The 16076-nt window shown below is 72.7% G+C and carries 15 protein-coding genes and 3 pseudogenes; 1 reads left to right on the top strand and 17 read right to left on the bottom strand.

The features are described from left to right. Window positions 1-9: 9 nt before the first annotated feature. The 14 genes and pseudogenes from LRS07_RS22275 to LRS07_RS13485 form a co-directional block, all read right to left on the bottom strand. Window positions 10-105, bottom strand: coding sequence for a hypothetical protein (locus LRS07_RS22275; protein WP_409450644.1), 96 nt, complete (start codon window positions 103-105; stop codon window positions 10-12). Window positions 106-227: 122 nt separating this feature from the next. After that, window positions 228-2195, bottom strand: a pseudogene (locus LRS07_RS13545) (GAF domain-containing protein); the annotation flags it as partial. Beyond that, window positions 2173-2700, bottom strand: a complete 528-nt coding sequence (locus LRS07_RS13540; protein WP_260498542.1) for a biliverdin-producing heme oxygenase — start codon at window positions 2698-2700, stop codon at window positions 2173-2175. The gene LRS07_RS13540 and the pseudogene LRS07_RS13545, both read right to left, overlap by 23 nt. A gap of 259 nt (window positions 2701-2959) precedes the next feature. Continuing rightward, window positions 2960-3971, bottom strand: a pseudogene (locus LRS07_RS13535) (sulfate ABC transporter substrate-binding protein). Window positions 3972-4071: 100 nt separating this feature from the next. Continuing rightward, window positions 4072-4674 carry an RBBP9/YdeN family alpha/beta hydrolase gene (locus tag LRS07_RS13530; protein ID WP_260498541.1) on the bottom strand — a complete coding sequence of 201 codons (603 nt, stop codon included), beginning with the start codon at window positions 4672-4674 and terminating at the stop codon, window positions 4072-4074. 4 nt (window positions 4675-4678) lie between these two features. Beyond that, on the bottom strand, window positions 4679-4897 hold the full coding sequence (locus LRS07_RS13525; protein WP_260498540.1) for a TOBE domain-containing protein: 219 nt from the start codon (window positions 4895-4897) through the stop codon (window positions 4679-4681). A 33-nt stretch (window positions 4898-4930) separates the two neighbouring features. Then, the gene (locus LRS07_RS13520; protein ID WP_260498539.1) at window positions 4931-5797 is read right to left on the bottom strand and encodes an ATP-binding cassette domain-containing protein; all 867 of its coding nucleotides are present in this window, start codon (window positions 5795-5797) and stop codon (window positions 4931-4933) included. 15 nt (window positions 5798-5812) lie between these two features. Then, the gene (gene ssuC / locus LRS07_RS13515) at window positions 5813-6595 is read right to left on the bottom strand and encodes an aliphatic sulfonate ABC transporter permease SsuC (RefSeq protein ID WP_260498538.1); all 783 of its coding nucleotides are present in this window, start codon (window positions 6593-6595) and stop codon (window positions 5813-5815) included. A 115-nt stretch (window positions 6596-6710) separates the two neighbouring features. After that, window positions 6711-7877 (bottom strand): annotated as a pseudogene (gene ssuD, locus LRS07_RS13510) (FMNH2-dependent alkanesulfonate monooxygenase); the annotation flags it as partial. A 23-nt stretch (window positions 7878-7900) separates the two neighbouring features. After that, window positions 7901-8860 carry a sulfonate ABC transporter substrate-binding protein gene (locus tag LRS07_RS13505; RefSeq protein WP_260498537.1) on the bottom strand — a complete coding sequence of 320 codons (960 nt, stop codon included), beginning with the start codon at window positions 8858-8860 and terminating at the stop codon, window positions 7901-7903. Between the two features lie 118 nt (window positions 8861-8978). Then, window positions 8979-10277, bottom strand: a complete 1299-nt coding sequence (locus tag LRS07_RS13500; protein WP_409450544.1) for an RNA polymerase sigma factor — start codon at window positions 10275-10277, stop codon at window positions 8979-8981. 1 nt (window position 10278) lies between these two features. Next, entirely contained in the window at window positions 10279-10692 is a 414-nt protein-coding gene (locus LRS07_RS13495; RefSeq protein WP_260498536.1) for a VOC family protein, read from the bottom strand. A 114-nt stretch (window positions 10693-10806) separates the two neighbouring features. Next, complete coding sequence (locus tag LRS07_RS13490; RefSeq protein WP_260498535.1) at window positions 10807-11163, bottom strand: YciI family protein; 357 nt, start codon at window positions 11161-11163, stop codon at window positions 10807-10809. Between the two features lie 37 nt (window positions 11164-11200). Further along, entirely contained in the window at window positions 11201-11944 is a 744-nt protein-coding gene (locus tag LRS07_RS13485; RefSeq protein ID WP_260498534.1) for a 3'(2'),5'-bisphosphate nucleotidase CysQ, read from the bottom strand. A gap of 102 nt (window positions 11945-12046) precedes the next feature. On the opposite strand from LRS07_RS13485, the gene LRS07_RS13480 reads away from it, so the two are divergent. Further along, entirely contained in the window at window positions 12047-12403 is a 357-nt protein-coding gene (locus LRS07_RS13480) for an H-NS histone family protein (RefSeq protein ID WP_260498533.1), read from the top strand. A 91-nt stretch (window positions 12404-12494) separates the two neighbouring features. Here LRS07_RS13480 and LRS07_RS13475 read toward each other — a convergent pair whose 3' ends face one another. From LRS07_RS13475 to LRS07_RS13465, 3 genes are all read right to left on the bottom strand, one after another. Then, window positions 12495-13811 (bottom strand): hypothetical protein, encoded by a 1317-nt coding sequence (locus tag LRS07_RS13475; RefSeq protein WP_260498532.1) that lies wholly within the window; start codon window positions 13809-13811, stop codon window positions 12495-12497. Between the two features lie 94 nt (window positions 13812-13905). Then, entirely contained in the window at window positions 13906-14373 is a 468-nt protein-coding gene (locus LRS07_RS13470; protein ID WP_260498531.1) for a DUF2269 family protein, read from the bottom strand. A 34-nt stretch (window positions 14374-14407) separates the two neighbouring features. Further along, the gene (locus LRS07_RS13465; RefSeq protein ID WP_260498530.1) at window positions 14408-15691 is read right to left on the bottom strand and encodes an NAD(P)H-binding protein; all 1284 of its coding nucleotides are present in this window, start codon (window positions 15689-15691) and stop codon (window positions 14408-14410) included. Between the last annotated feature and the right edge of the window lie 385 nt (window positions 15692-16076).

Here is a 16076-nt window from a genome sequence, read left to right as displayed (position 1 = left end):
CCTCCTACTTCAATCGTCCTTCGGCCGGCGCGGCAGGGCGAAGCCGAACGTCGCCCCCCGGTCCAGTTCGCCTTCGGCCCACACCACCCCGCCGTGCCGCTCCACGATGCGGCGCACGCTGGCCAGGCCGATGCCCGTGCCCTCGAACTCTTCCGACTGGTGCAGGCGCTGGAGACACCGAACAGCTTGCCGACGTACTTCATCGAGAAGCCGACGCCGTTGTCGCTGATCTCCAGCCCGTCGCCCTCGGCCCGGCTCACGCCGCGCACCCGCACCTTCGGCGGCTGGCGGTCGCGGCTGTACTTCACCGCGTTGCCCAGCAGGTTGCGCACGGCGACCTGCAGCAGGAAGGGGTCGGCCCACAGCATGGGCAGCGGGTGGGCGATGTCCCACACCACGTCGCGGCTGGCCTCCTGCTGGCGCAGCTGGCGCACCAGGTCGTCGACCAGTTCGTTGGCGTCCACCGTCGTGCGCTTCAGCGCCGAGCGGCCCATGCGCGAGAAGTCCAGCAGCGCATCGACCAGGTGGCCGGCGAAGACCGAGGCCTCCTTCACGTGCTGCAGGTAGCGGTGGCCGCGCGGGCTGAGCGCGCCGCCCTCCAGGTCCAGCACCAGGTCGACGTAGCCGGCGATGTGGCGCATCGGCGCGCGCAGGTCGTGCGACACGGTGTAGGAGAACGCCTCGAGCTCCTTGTTGACGCGGCCGAGTTCGGTGGCCACCTCGGCCATCTCCTCGGCGCGGCGCAGCACGATGCCGATCAGCGCCTGGCGCAGTTCCAGCGCGGCGGACACCTCGCCGAAGTTCCAGCCCAGCGAGCGGCCGCCCACCTGTTCCTGCCAGGTGGAGAAGCTGCGCCGCGGGTGCAGGCGGCCGTGGTGGTCGCTGACCTTGCGCCGCGGGTCGCCGGCCCACTTCAGCGTCTGCACCACCTCCGGCCGGAACCACAGGATCTGGTGGCGGTGCACCTGCGAGATCGAGATGGCCAGCAGGCCGGAGGGTAGGCCGTCTGCGGTGGCCGGGTCGGGCCAGACGCTGGGCAGCCGGTCGGTGTGCACCACCTCCTGGTTCTGCAGCGCCACCCAGCGCGACAGCGCACCCACCTGCTCGCGCGACGGCGCCTCGCCGACGGTCCAGCACTCGTCGTCCAGCACCACCGCCGCGCCACTGGCGCGCGCCAGCCGCAGCAGCGGCGCCGGCTGCTGCACCAGCTGCTGCAGGCTGGCGTCGCTCTCGGCCAGGTGGGCGACGATCTCCAGCGTGAGCTGCCGCAGCTCCAGCCGCCGGGCCACTTCCTCGTTGTCCTCCTTGGCCTCGATCTGCAGCGACAGCAGCCGGCCCAGGTGCTCGCTCGCCACCCGGGTGCCCAGCGGCAGGGGCCGCGGCGCATGGTCGTGGCAGGAGATCAGGCCCCACAGCCGGCTGCGCACGACGATGGACACCGACATCGAGGCCGGCGTGCCCATGTTGCGCATGTACTCCAGGTGCACCGGCGAGACGCTGCGCAGCATGGCGAAGCTGAGGTCGATCTGCTGCGCCGCAGCCCCCGGCACCAGCGCCCGCAGCGGCACCGGCTGGTAGTGCGCGTCGGGGATCAGGCGGATGTGGTTCTGCACGTACAGCGCCCGCGCCTGCGCCGGCACGTCGGACGCCGGGAAGTGGTGCCCGAGGTAGGACTCGTAGCCCTCGTCGCCCGCTTCGGCCAGCACCTCGCCGTGGTCGTCGGCGTCGAAGCGGTAGACGACGCAGCGGCCGAAGCCGGTCAGCCGCTTCATCTCGCGCGCCGCCAGTTCCACCAGCGCCTGCACCGTCGCCGCTTCCTGCAGCCGGGGCAGGAAGTCGCGGGCCAGGGCGTAGATGGGCGCGCGCAGCCCGTCCTGGTCGGCGCTGGCGGGCTCGAACTCCAGCAGCAGGTGACCCGACAGCCGGTGGCCGGTCACCTCCTGCAGCCGGCCGTCGACCTGCAGGCGCCCCAGGCTGCTCGGCGCGTGGCCGTCGACCAGCTCCGCGGCGGGGCCGGCCAGCACGTCGGCCACGCGCCGGAGTTCGCCCTCGTCCGGCCAGTTGTCGCTGCAGGCGATGGGCCGGCCGCTGGCGCCGTCCAGCACCAGCAACCGGCCATGGGGCTGGATGGCACCGGGCACGCGGATGGGCTCCTCCGCGCAACGGTCCAGGTCAAGCGCGGTACGGGGCGTCATCGAGCACGTGGCGAAAGGCGTCGGTCAAGGCGTCGAAGGTGGCGTTGGCGGCCGCGCAGGCGGCCGCGATGTCGGCAGGCCGCGGCCCCACTTCCTGTTCCAGCCGCTCCCGGAATTCGCGCCACAGCGCGCCGGTGGCCGTGCCGAACCCATGGAAATAGGCGCTGCCGCGGTCGATGGTCAGCCCCAGCCGCTGGTCCAGGTCGCGCGCGAGCACCTGCCCGCCGAGCGCCGACCCCTCCATCACGTACAGCGAGCCGAACTGCGCGGCGATGTCGGTCAGCACCAGGGAGGCGGTCGGGTCGTGGAACGGCTGGCCGTGGGGCGCGGCAGGCGCCAGGCAGCGGAGGTCACGCTGCGCCAGCGAACGCCGGGAGCGGCCGCGGAACCAGTCGTGCAGCCGTGCCGGCAGGCACTGCAGCAAACGGGATTCCCAGTGGTGGAGGAACCAGTCGAACCCGGCGATGACGCGGCCGTACCGCTGCAGGCTGAGCGGCTGGTCCAATCGCAGGACAACTTCGATGGCGTGGTGGCGCGATGCCGTCGCGGCACGCAACGCCGCAACGACTGGCCGGTCGTCATGCATGCCTTCCCTGAGCTCTTGTGTGGATCGACCGAATGCACAGTCTATTCCAACGGACGCATAACGCCGGTGCTTTCCCCGGGTCTCCGGGGGCGCCGGCGTTTGCTGTCCATCCCCAGAAGCACGGCGGGCGGCCGCTTGCGCAGGCCGCCCGCCGAGGCCGCGTGTCCGCGGCGCCCGCTCACTTGCGGGTGAAGATGCGGTCGAAGGTGCCGCCGTCGGCGAAGTGGGTCTTCTGCGCCTTGGCCCAGCCGCCGAAGGCCTGGTCGATGGTGATGAGGTTCACCTTCGGGAACAGCTTGGCGTATTTCGCCGCCGTCGCAGGATCGGTCGGCCGGTAGTAGTTCTGGCCGGCCAGGTCCTGGCCCTCGGGCGAGTAGAGGTACTCCAGGTAGGCCTGCGCCACCGCGCGGGTGCCGCGCTTGTCGACCACCTTGTCGACGAGGGTCACCGGCGGCTCGGCCAGGATGGACAGGCTGGGCACGACGATGTCGAACTTGTCCGGTCCCAGCTCCTTCAGCGCCAGCAGCGCCTCGTTCTCCCAGGCCAGCAGCACGTCGCCGAGGCCGCGTTCGACGAAGGTGGTGGTGGAGCCGCGGGCGCCGGCGTCCAGCACCGGCACGTTGGCCAGCAGCTTGCCGACGAACTCCTCGGCCTTGGCGTCGCTGCCGTACTTCTTGGCGGCATAACCCCAGGCGGCCAGGTAGTTCCAGCGCGCGCCCCCCGAGGTCTTCGGGTTGGGCGTGATCACGCCGATGCCCGGCTTGACCAGGTCGTCCCAGTCCTTGATGCCCTTCGGGTTGCCCTTGCGCACCAGGAAGACGATGGTCGAGGTGTAGGGCGCGCTGTTCTGCTTCAGTCGCTTCTGCCAGTCGGCGGGGATGAGCTTCGCCTTCTCGGACAGCTCGTCGATGTCGTAGGCCAGCGCCAGCGTGACGACGTCGGCCTCCAGGCCGTCGATCACCGAGCGGGCCTGCTTGCCAGAGCCGCCGTGCGACTGCTTGACGCTGACGTTGTCCCCCCGTCTTCGCCTTCCAGTGCGCGGCGAAGGCCTTGTTGAAGTCCTGGTAGAACTCCCGCGTCGGGTCGTACGAGACGTTGAGCAGGCTGATGTCCTTGGCCAGGGCGGCGCCGCCGGCGAGGGCGAGGGTGGCGGCCAGGGCGGCGTGGCGGAAGAGACGGAAGCGGCTCATGGACGTCGGTGCATGGGTGGAAGCGATGGCCGCCATGCTAGGCAGCGGGCGGTCCTTGCCGAACGAATCAAAGCGGCTTTGCTCATGCGGCCACCGGATATCAGACCGCGAAGGACCACTCCGCCACCGTGCGGCGCGCCGGCCGCTGGTCGCGTGCCAGGCGCCGGCCCATGGCCAGCACCCAGCGACGGGCCAGAGGCAGGGGACCGAAGCCGGCCTCGGTGTTGATGTGGCCGGCGTCGCCCAGGTCGAGGCAATGGGCGCCCCACAGCCGGCCCCAGTGCAGCGCGCGGTCGGCGCTCATCCACGGGTCGGTCCGGCTGGCCACCACCGTGGCGTGCGGCCCCAGCGCGCGCTGCGGCAGCGCCGCCTCGACACCGAAGCGGGCCGGGTCGGCCGGCGCCACCAGCAACACCGCCCGCAGCGGCGAGCCGGGCCGCGTGGCCACGTGGTGGGCCAGCGCCAGGCAGCCGAAGCTGTGGGCCGCCGCGATCCAGGGTGCCGGGCCGGCCCGTTCCAGCGTCTGGGCGATGCGCGCGCTCCAGCCCTCGAGGTCCGGCCGTGCCCAGTCGTCCTGCACCACCCGCACGCTGCCCGGCACCAGGCGCTGCAACCAGCTCTGCCAGTGCTCCGGTCCGCTGTCGTGAAGACCCGGGACGATCAGGAGCCTCGGCGCGTGCGATGTTCCAGCGGGCCGGGCCATGGCCTCACAGCGTGGCGATCGAGACCTCGGTGGACTTGACCAGCGCGACGACCTCGCGGCCGACCTGGAGGTCAAGCTCCTTCACCGATCGGGTGGTGATCACCGAGGTGACGATGAGGCCCCCGGCGGTCTGCACGTCGACCTCGCTGACCACCGGGCCTTCGATGATCTCCTTGATGGTGCCGCGGAACTGGTTGCGGACGTTGATGGCGGTGATGGTCATGGCGACTCCATAGGGGTGTGGACGAAGCGGTGGTCAGATGGCGAAGCGCACCGCGGACAGCGGCAGCGGCTCGGGCCGCGGTTCCTCGGCCGACGGCTGCTGCAGCACCCGGGCCAGGATGTCGGCCTCGTGGCGGGCGAAGCCGGGCGAGCCCTGGACGCGTGGGCGGGCGAGTTCGATGCGTCGGTCGAGCGCGATGCGCTGGTCCTCGATCAGCAGCACGCGGTCGGCCAGCGCCACCGCCTCGCTCACGTCGTGCGTCACCAGCAGGGCGGTGAAGCCGTGCCGGCGCCAGAGCTGCTCGATGAGGCGGTGCATCTCGATGCGGGTCAGCGCGTCGAGCGCGCCCAGCGGCTCGTCGAGCAGCAGCAGCCGCGGCGCGTGCACCAGCGCCCGGGCCAGCGCCACCCGCTGGCGCTGGCCGCCGGACAGCACGGCCGGCCAGTCGTGGGCGCGCTCCGCGAGGCCGACCTGGGCCAGGGCCTCGAGGGCCCGCGCCTTCGCCTCGCGGCCCTCCAGGCCCAACGCGATGTTGTCGATGACGCGCTTCCAGGGCAGCAGCCGGGCGTCCTGGAACATGATGCGCAGGTCGGTCCTGCGCTCGGCCAAGGCCTGCCGGCCGTCCGCGGTCAACTCGCCCGCATCGGGCTTCTCCAGCTGCGCCAGCAGCCGCAGCAGCGTGCTCTTGCCGCAGCCGCTGCGGCCGACGATGGTGACGAACTCGCCCGGCGCGATGTCCAGGTCGATGTCGCGCAGGACCTGGCGTTCGCCATAACGCTTGCCGATGCCGCGCAGCTGCAGGGCGAGGCCCGCCGGCGCCGTGGCGTCGGCGCGGCGCTCGACGGCGGGGGCGTCCCGCCGCGCGATGCCGGGCCCGAGGGTGAGGGAGGAGGTCGACATCGATGAAGGTCCTCGTCAGGCCACGACCTGGTAGCCCGGGTGCCAGCGCAGCCACCAGCGTTCCAGCCCCTTGGCCGCCACGTCGGCCAGCTTGCCGAGCAGCGCGTAGAGCAGGATGCCGACCAGCACCACGTCGGTCTGCAGGAACTCGCGGGCGTTCATCGTCAGGTAGCCGATGCCGGCCTGGGTGGAGATGGTCTCGGCGACGATCAGCAGCACCCACATCAGGCCCAGGCTGAAGCGCAGGCCGACCAGGATGGACGGCAGCGCGCCGGGCAGGATGACCTGGCGGTAGAGCTGCCAGCCCGACAGGCCATAGCTCTTGGCCATCTCGATCAGCCCCTTGTCCACCGAGCGGATGCCGTGGAAGGTGTTGAGGTAGATCGGGAAGAACACGCCCAGCGCGACGAGGAAGAGCTTGGCCGTCTCGTCGATGCCGAACCACAGGATGACCAGCGGGATCAGCGCCAGCGCCGGGATGTTGCGGACCATCTGCAGCGTGCTGTCCAGCAGCGTCTCGGCGTGGCGGAAGGTGCCCGTCAGCAGGCCCAGCACCAGGCCGAGCCCGCCGCCGATGGCGAAACCCACCGCCGCCCGGCGGGTGCTCACGGCCACATGGGTCCACATCTCGCCGGAGGCGGCCAGTTGCCAGAAGGCCTTGAACACCGACAGCGGCTCGGGCAGCACGCGGGTGGACAGCCAGCCCAGGCGTGACGCCGCCTCCCACCCCAGGAAGATGGCGATCGGCACCAGCCAGGGCCCGATGCGGCTGGCGCTGCGTTGAAGCACTTCGCGCATCAGCGACCCCCTCGTGGCAAGACCCCGTCCGGTTCAAGCTGAACACCGCGGATCTGGCTCCGCCAGTCCGCTGGTGTTGCCCCTCGTAGGCGGCGCGCGAAGCGCGTAGGGGGTGGGCCGTTCCCGGCAGGATGTCGTTGGCGACGATCTCGCCGAAGGGGCCGGTCAGCGTCGGCTGCACCAGCCTCTCGCGGGTCTGCACCGGCAGCAGCGGGAACACCAGCTCGGCGAAGCGGTAGGCCTCTTCCAGGTGCGGGTAGCCGCTGAGGATGAAGTGGGACAGGCCCAGGTCGGCGTACGCCTGGATGCGCGCGGCCACCTGCTCGGGCGTGCCCACCAGCGCGGTGCCGGCGCCGCCGCGCACCAGGCCGACACCGGCCCACAGGTTGGGCGCGATCTCCAGGCCCTTGCGCACGTCGCCCGGGTCCCACTGGCCGCCGTGCAGCGCGGCCATGCGGCGCTGGCCGACGCTGTCCATCTGCGAGAACTTGCGCTGGGCGGCGGCCACGGTGTCCGGGTCCAGGTGCTGGATCAGTTCGGCCGCGGCGGCCCAGGCGGCGTCCTCGGTCTCGCGCACGATGACGTGCAGGCGGATGCCGTAGCTCAGGCTGCGGCCGCGGGCGTCGGCACGTGCCTTCACGTCGGCCACCTTCTCGGCCACCGCCGCGGGCGGCTCGCCCCAGGTGAGGTAGGTGTCCAGCTGCTCGGCCACCAGGTCGTGCGCCTCGGCCGACGAGCCGCCGAAGAACAGCGGCGGGTAGGGCCGCTGCAGCGGCGGGTAGACCAGCTTGGCGGCCTTGACCTGGAGGTGCTTGCCGTCGAAGTCGAAGGGCCGCCCCTCGTGGCTGCGCGCCATGATCTCGCGCCACACCGTCATGAACTCGCGCGAGAGTTCGTAGCGCTCTTCGTGCGGCAGGAACAGGCCGTCGCCTTCCAGTTCGTCGCGGTCGCCGCCGGTGACCAGGTTGATCAGCAGCCGCCCGCCGGACAGCCGGTCGAAGGTGGCGGCCACCCGCGCGCCGAGGGCCGGCGTCATCAGCCCCGGCCGCAGCGCGACGAGGAATTTCAGCCGTTCGGTGGCGTCGATCAGGCTGGACGCCACCGTCCACGGGTCCTCGCAGGAGCGGCCGGTGGGAATGAGCACGCCTTCGTAGCCCAGCCGGTCGGCGGCCACCGCCACCTGCTTGAAGTAGCCGAAGTCGGCCTGCCGCGCGCCCTTCGACGTGCCGAGGTAGCGGCTGTCGCCGTGGGTTGGGATGAACCAGAAGATCTTGAGGGACATGGTCGCGTGAAGCCGTTCCGGGGTCAGGGCGCCGGCGCCGGCAGCGCGTCGGCGATGCGGACCGGTTTCGGGAGGAGCTTCAGCTCGGCGAAGGCATCGGCCAGCTTCTGCTGCTCGGCGGCAACCTGCGGCGACAGCGGCTGCACGCCGAACTGGTAGCGCCGCAGCGCCTGCTCGACCACCGCGACGTCCAGCCCCTGCAGCGGCGCGATCAGCGCGGCCGCCTGCGCCAGGTTGGCCTTGATCCAGCGGCCCTGCTCGACGCTGTCCTCGAACAGCGTGCGGATGACCTGCGGCCGGCGCTGCGCGTAACCGCGCTCGGCGACGTAGAAGGCGTAGTTCTGCGCCACGCCGTGGCGGCCGTCGGCGACGATGCGCGCGCCGGTCTGCTTCTCCACCGCGGAGAGGAACGGGTCCCAGATCACCCAGGCGTCGACGCTGCCGCGCTCGAAGGCGGCGCGCGCATCGGCCGGCGGCAGGAACACCGGCTGCACGTCGCTGTACTTCAGCCCCGCCTTCTCCAACGCGCGCACCAGCAGGTAGTGCACGTTGCTGCCCTTGTTCAGCACCACCTTCTTGCCCTTCAGGTCGGCGACCGTCCTGATCGGCGAGTCCTTCGGCACGACGATGGCCTCGGCCTGGGGCGAGGCCGGGTCGTGGCCGATGTAGACGAAGTCGGCGCCGGCGGCCTGCGCGAACACCGGCGGCGCCTCGCCGACGTAGCCGACGTCCACCGCGCCGACGTTCAGGCCTTCGAGCAGCTGCGGGCCGGCCGGGAACTCGACCCACTTCACGCCCACGCCCTGCGCGGCCAGCTTCTTCTCCAGCGTGCCCTGCGCCTTCTGCAGCGTCAGCAGGCTGGCCGACTTCTGGAAGCCGATGCGCAGCAGGTTGTCCTGGGATTGCGCATGGGCCGGCACGGCCAGCGACAGGCCGAAGGCGAGGGCGGCGATCAGCCCGTGGCGGCGGGAGATGGAGGACATGGCGTGCGGCATCGTGGTGTCGAATGGCCGCACGATAGGCAGCACCGCGGATGCGGTGAACGAAGCAAAACGCGATTGGTCAGTCGGCCGCCGAATGACCGCCGCCGGGCCGCGGGGCTCAGGCGGGCGGTGCCAGGGCGGCCGCGCGCTGCAGCAGCAGCGCCTTCTCGCGGGCGTTGCCCGCCATCGCGGCCGCGCGTTCGAACTCGGCGCGCGCCTCCTGGCGCCGGTCGAGCCGCGCCAGCAGGTCGGCGCGCACGCTGGGCAGCCAGTGGTAGCCGGCCAGGCGCGGGTCGTCGCGCAGCGCGTCGACGATGGCCAGGCCGGCCGCCGGGCCCTGCGCCATGGCCACCGCCACCGCGCGGTTGAGCTCGACCACCGGCGACGGCGCCAGGCGGGCCAGCGCCTGGTAGAGCGCCGCGATGCTCGGCCAGTCGGTGGCGTCGGCGGTGGGTGCCCGGGCATGGCAGGCGGCGATGGCGGCCTGCAGCGCATAGGGGCCGAGGGGTCGGCCATGCGACGCGGCCAACGCCTCGGCGCGCTGCAGCGCCGACAGGCCGGCCTCGATGAGGCTGCGGTCCCAGCGGCCGCGGTCCTGGTCGGCCAGCAGCACCGGCTCGCCGGCGGCGTCCACCCGCGCGGCGTTGCGCGAGGCCTGCAGCTGCATCAGCGCGAGCAGGCCCGACACCTCCGGCTCCTCGGGCGCCAGCGTGGCCAGCACCCGGCCCAGGCGCAGCGCCTCCTGCTGCAGCTCGGGCCGCAGCCACTGCTCGCCTTCGGTGGCGGTGTAGCCCTCGTTGAAGACCAGGTAGACCACCTCCAGCACCGACGCCAGCCGCTCGGCCAGCTCGGCCGCGGGCGGCAGCTCGAAGGGCACGCGGGCCCCGGCCAGCGTCTTCTTGGCGCGCACGATGCGCTGCGCCACGGTGGGCTCGGGCACGAGGAAGGCGCGGGCGATCTCGGCGGTGGACAGGCCGGCCACCACCTTCAGCGTCAGCGCCACCCGCGCGTCGGTGGACAGCACCGGATGGCAGGCGGTGAAGACCAGCCGCAGCAGGTCGTCGCCGATCGGGTCGGCCTCAAGCGCCATGACCTGCTCCAGCACGTCGGGCGCGAGGTGGGACTGGCGGGCGTCGGCGTCCAGGCCCAGCGCCTCGTGCTGCCGGTGCGCCTGCGTGGCGTGGCGCAGCCGGTCGAGCGCGCGGCGCTTGGCGGTGGTGGTCAGCCAGGCGCCGGGGTTGTCCGGCAGGCCCTCGGCCGGCCAGTGCTCGAGCGCCGCCACCCAGGCCTCCTGGGCGCAGTCCTCGGCCAGGCCGACATCCCGTGTGACGCGGGCGACGGCGGCGACGATGCGGGCGCATTCTTCGCGCCAGACCGCGGCCAGCGTGGCGTGCAGGTCGCGGTCCGGCACCGTCATGTCAGGGTTGCGAGGCCGGCGGCGGCGCCTCGCTCATCCACACCAGTTCCCACTGGTGGCCGTCGAGGTCCTCGAAGCCGTGGGCGTACATGAAGCCGTGGTCCTGCACTGGCATCGGCGCCCGGCCGCCGGCGGCCAGCGCCTTCTTCACCAGCGCGTCGACCTCCTCGCGGCTGTCGCAGGACAGGCAGACCAGCACCTCGGTGCTCTGCGTCGCGTCGGCCACCGGCTTCTTGGTGAAGGTCTTGAAGAAGTCGGTGTGCAGCAGCATGGCGTGGATGCCGTCGGCGATCACCATGCACAGCGCGGTGTCGTTGCTGAACTGCGGGTTGAATTCGAACCCGAGGGCCGCGAAGAAGGCCTGGGTGCGGGCGACGTCCTGCACGGGCAGGTTGACGAAGATCTGGCGGGGCATGGTGGCGGGGGCTCCTGGTCGTGGGTGGCGGCCTTCAACGGCGCCGCACATCCAGACGACGGTCGGCGGCGCGCGATTTCGACATCGGCACGCGCCGCGCGGCCCGGGGCGGGCTCACAGCCAGCAGGGACCGGTCTCCCGCACCTCGACCGTGGCCCATTGCGCCGCCGGGCACTCCGCGGCCAGTTCGAGGGCCTGCTCTCGGCCCGCCACGTCGATCAGGAAGAAGCCGCCGATCATCTCCTTGGCTTCGCTGAAGGGGCCGTCGAGCAGCCGCTTCTCACCCTGTCGTCGCTGCACCCGCACGCCCTGGTCGTCCGACTGCAGCGACGCCACCGCCCGCAGCACGCCACGGGCCTTCAAGGCGTCCGCATAGGCCAGCATCTCGTCGTAGGCCGCGCGGCCCTCGGCCTCGTTGCGCGCTTGGCGCTGGCCACGGGGTTCGGCGATCAGCAGCAGGTAGGACGGCATGGTGACGGTCGGTCAGGGCCGGGGCGGCGGAATCGGCTCATGTTAGCCGCGCCAGGGCGACGGCCTGCAGCAGGGGCGCGGCCAGTTCGGGCCGGCACACCAGCAGGTCGGGCAGGAACGGGTCCGCCCGGTTGTAGACCAGGGGCGAGCCGTCGAGGCGCGAGCAGTGCAGCCCGGCCGCCAGCGCCACCGCCACCGGGGCGCAGGAGTCCCATTCGTGCTGGCCGCCATCGTGCAGGTAGGCCTCGGCCTCGCCGCGCACCACCGCCATCGCCTTGGCGCCGGCCGATCCCATGGGCCACAGCTCGGCGTCCAGCGCCCGGGCCACCGGGTCGGTCCAGGCCGGCGCGCGGCTGCGGCTGACGACCAGGCGGTGGCGCCGACCGGCGGGCGCAGCCGCCGGCGACGGGCCGCCGCCGCTGTCCAGCACGAGGCCCAGCGGCGGCAGCGCCACGGCGCCCAGCGCGGGCCGCCCGTCCACGGCCAGGCCGACGTGGACCGCCCAGTCGTCGCGGCGCTGTTCGTATTCGCGGGTGCCGTCCAGCGGGTCGATGACCCAGACGCGGCGACACGACAGGCGTGCCGCGTCGTCGACCTCTTCCTCGCACAGCACCGCGTCGTCGGGCCGGTGCTGGCGCAGCGCCGCCATCAGCACGGCGTTGGCGGCCTGGTCGGCCGCCCGGCCCAGCGCGGCGCCGTCGAGCAAGGGCGACGCCCGCAACAGGAGCAGCAGCCGGGCCGCCGCATCGGCCATGGAACGGGCGAGTTCGAGGTCGGTCATGGTGGACATTCGATTCGCCCGCATTTTCACTGCGTTAGCATTCGAAGCTTTTTCTCTGAAACCGGTTTCGGTTTTGTTTCATTTTGAGCTGAGGAGATTTGAATGGCGCGAGGCAAGAAAACGCTGGAGCAACTGGACAAGCAGATCGAGGCGCTGCAGCGCGAACGCGAAGCCATTCGGCATCGCGAGATTGCCGGCGTCATCGAGCGCATCAAGGATGCGATTGCCCATTACGATTTGACCGCCGACGACCTGGGGTTCGGCGGAGCGCGCAAGCCGCGGGCGCAGGCCCCTGCCGCCAAGCGGCGCGGTCGTCCGGCCAAGGCCGCGCGCAAGCCCGCGGGCGTCGTGCGTTTCCGCGACCAGGCCGGCAACACCTGGTCCGGCCGCGGCAAACGGCCGAACTGGCTGAAGGCCGCGTTGGCCGAGGGCAAGACGCTGCAGGACCTGGCGGTCTGAAGCGCCCGCCTCGATATTCAGCCCGGCCCGGTGCCGGGCTTTTTCTTTAATGCGATCGCATTGACCGCCCGTCGATTCGGCCGCGTTGCCGTCAGCGCCCGTCGATCGCCGACCCGCTGTGCCCGCCGCCGCTGTTCTCGCCGATGCTGGTGCTGGCATTGGCGCCGGTGCCACCACCCTGGTGACCGCCGGTGGCACCAAGGCCACCGGCCGGCGACGCGTCAGGCTGCGGCGACGGCCGGCCGTCGGGCAGCCCGGCGGGCTGCCCGTGCGTGCTGCCGCGATGCGCCGCCGCGCGCTGGCTGTCCGGTCCCGCACCGCCGCCTGCCGCCTCGCCCACCGGTCCGCCGTCGGCCGCCCGCTGCTGGTTGCGCCGCCGGGCCTCGCGCCAGTCGTTGAACTCCTGCGAGAACTTCTCGTAGCGCTCGCGGCGCCAGTGGCCGTAGTCGGTGTCGAGCTCGCGCATCTGCTGCTCGCGCCACTGCTGGTACTCCGGGTCGAACATCGGCTGGCCGTGCTGGCCCTGCTGCTGCGGCGACTCGTAGCCGTAGACCCCGGAATGTTGCCCATGGCCCCCGCCGAAGCCCTGCGGCTCACGGTGGTCGGCGTCGGGGCCGGGCCCGCCATGCACGCCGCGGCTGCCCGCGGGCTGGAGGTGGTGGCCCGGGCCGCCGTGTCCGCCGCCGTGCCCCTGCGACGGTCCGGCGCCGCCCTCGAAGCGCTCCATGCCGCCGACGTAGCCGCCCGCGCGTCCGCCGGCCGGCCCACTGCCGCGGCCGCCGCCCCAGGCGCCGTGCATGCCGCCCCCGTCGCGCTGCGGCCCGCCGGGCCGGTTCCCGGGCGGATGGCCTGCGTCCTGGCCAGCGCCGAGGGACGGGCCGTCCTGGCCGCCCCATTGCGCGCCGCCGAACTCGCCGCCGCCGAAGCGGTCGTCGCCGCGCTGCGCCCCGCGGGCGCTGCCATAGCTGCCGCTTTGCGTTTCCCAGCTGCCACCGCCGGTGGCACGGCCGTAGTTGCTGTAGGCCGCAGGCTCCCGCGGGACCTCGGCGTTGCCGCCGGTGTAGTGGTTGCCCGTGCCCGCGCCGGCCTCGCCGCCGCGGAACTCACCACGCTCGGCCTCGCCCTGGAAGCCCTGCGGACCGCCGAAGCCGGCGCTGCTGTCCGCTGCACTGTCGGCGGGCCCGCCGCCCCAACCGCCGCCCGGCCCGTCGCGGGTCTCGCGGTAGCCGCCGGCGTTGCCGCGACCCTGCACCGCGGAGCGCCGCGACCAGTCACCGTCCTGCAGGTGGCTGTCGCCGCCCGCACGGTCGCGGAAGTTGTCGGCCTGGCCGCCCTGGCGGGCAGGGGCGGGGTTGCGCTGCGGGTCCTGGCCCGGGCGACGGTCGCCGTGTTCACGGTCTCGGTTCATGGCGTTCTCCTTCGGCAGGGGCGCCGCGCCGCGGCTGGCCCGATGCAGCAGGCCGGCAAGCCCTGTTCCCTGGGTCCTCTCGCCACGGGAGCGGTCAGACGGGTTTCGCCACCATCAGCCAGAACACGATGACCAGCGCGATGAACGCCGGCCAGCCCAGCCAGAACCAGATGCGCAGGTAGCGCCAGTAGGGCGCGGGCAGCTCGGTGCGGCCTTCACGCACGGCCGCCTGCGCGATGTCGCGCATGCGCAGCTGCAGCCACACCACCGGCAGCCAGCACGCACCGGCCAGCAGGTAGAGCGCGAAGGTCCACATGATCCACTTGGTGGTCCACGGGATCTGCGCCAGGTGCAGCAGCCAGAGCCCCGACAGCGGCTGGAAGACGATGGTGGTGGTGGTGAACAGCCAGTCCGCCATCACCACGTAGCGCACCACCACCGCGATGGCCCGCGGGTCGCGGGTGCGGCTGGCGAACCACATGTAGTAGGCCGAGCCGAGCCCCGTGCCGAACAGCAGCGTGGACGACAGGATGTGCAGCCACTTGACGACCTGGTATTCCATCCGTCCGGTCCTGCCATCCACGTGCCCGCTCGGTTCATCGCCGGCGGTCGTCGGCCCACAGCAGCAGCAGCACGGCCAGCAGCGGCAGGTTCTTCAGGATCGGGCCGTAGGGATGGAGCCAGAACTCCGGCAGCCGGACGGTGACGATCAGCGTGTAGGCGCCCATCAGCGCGATCTGCGCCAGCCACACCCAGGCCTTGCGCTTCAGCGGCCACAGCGTCAGCACGCCGAGCAGCAGGTCCAGCGCGGCCGCACCGTACAGCGCCCATGGCCGCAGCGACGCCGGCACGCCGGCACGGGCGAGCAGCGCGTGGCTCTCCTGCACCGGGTAGAGGCCGAACGAGACGAGCGCGGTGACGAACCACACCAGCGCCACCGACACCACCAGCGCCGGGCGCAGCCAGCCCCATTCGCCACGCCGCCTCAGGTCGCGGGCCAGCGCGGTCGGGATGAAGGTCTCGGCCGCGCGTGGTGCCCGGCCGAGCAGCCGGCGGGTGTCGGCCGCGTCCGCGGTGTTGCCCCGCTGCAGCATCGACCAGCCGTCGCGGTCCAGCATCATCCCGGGCACGTGGTCGCCGATGGCCGCCGTCATCGCCACCAGCGGTGCCGGCACCGGCAGCGTGAGGGCGGGCCGCAGGCCGACGCCCTGGCGCAGCGTCTGCAGGTAGTCGGCCAGCGTCAGCGGCCGCGGGCCGACCACCGCGAGGCGGCGGCGGGGCAGGGGCTCGGGCTGCTCGACCAGCCGCAGCAGCACCGCCACCAGATCGTCCACGTGCACCGGCTGCACCCCCTGCTGGCCGCCGGCGGGCAGGCCCAGCACCGGCAGCGTGGCCAGGGTGAGGAAGAAGCCGGTGCTCTCGCCCTCGACGCCGAAGACCAGCGACGGCTGCACGACCGCCGCGTCCAGCGGCAGCCCCAGCAGGTGCTGGTCGGCGGCGCGCTTGCTGCGGTGGTAGGCGGTGGCCGCCGCTTCGTCGGCGCCCAGCGCCGACAGCTGCACCACCCGCTTCACGCCGGCTTGCAGCGCGGCATCGAAAAGGGCGGCCGGCGCCCGGTGGTGCAGGTCGTCGAAGCGCTGGCCTGCGGTCTCCTTCAAGATGCCGACGGCGTTGACCACCACGTCCACGCCGTGCAGCCGTGGCAGCCAGTCCTCGGCACGGTGGTCCCGGGAGAAGTCGGCGCGGTGCCAGCGGGTGCCGTCGGGCGGATCGGCCGGCGGGGTGCGCACGGCGCAGCTCACCGTGTGGCCGGCGTCCAGCAGGGCCTTCAGCAGATGGCCGCCGATGAAGCCGGTGGCGCCGGTGAGCAGGATGTGCATGCGGTGGGGGTCGGGAACGGCGGCAGCCGCCGGAACGGCGCTTGCCGCCTCGAACGCGAGCAAACGCGGCGCCGGGCCGCATCCTGCCCGATACGGGCGACCCCAGACCGAGGATCACCGCCGATGAGCCAGGACGACGCCATCCCGAGACCTGACGCTTTCCACGCCGACCGCGGCCATGGCCTTCGCAAGGGTCACCTGAACGGCCACGCCGGGCACGGGCTCGACACCTCGCGCCTGCTGAGCCAGGGCGCGCCGGTGGTCAAGCGCGGGGCCCTGGAGGGCCTGATCGCCGCGCTGCTGTCCACCGCCGTGCTGGCCTGGCGCGGTCGCGTGGACACCGGCTCGGCGGCGGCGCCGATCAACGCGCCCAGCCAGTGGCTAT

Origin of the sequence: Aquabacterium sp. J223 (assembly GCF_024666615.1) — a bacterium.
In the GTDB taxonomy this organism is placed as follows: Bacteria; Pseudomonadota; Gammaproteobacteria; order Burkholderiales; family Burkholderiaceae_C; genus J223.
Note: the sequence above shows the minus strand (reverse complement) of the source record. Positions and strands in the feature narration are given on the sequence as shown.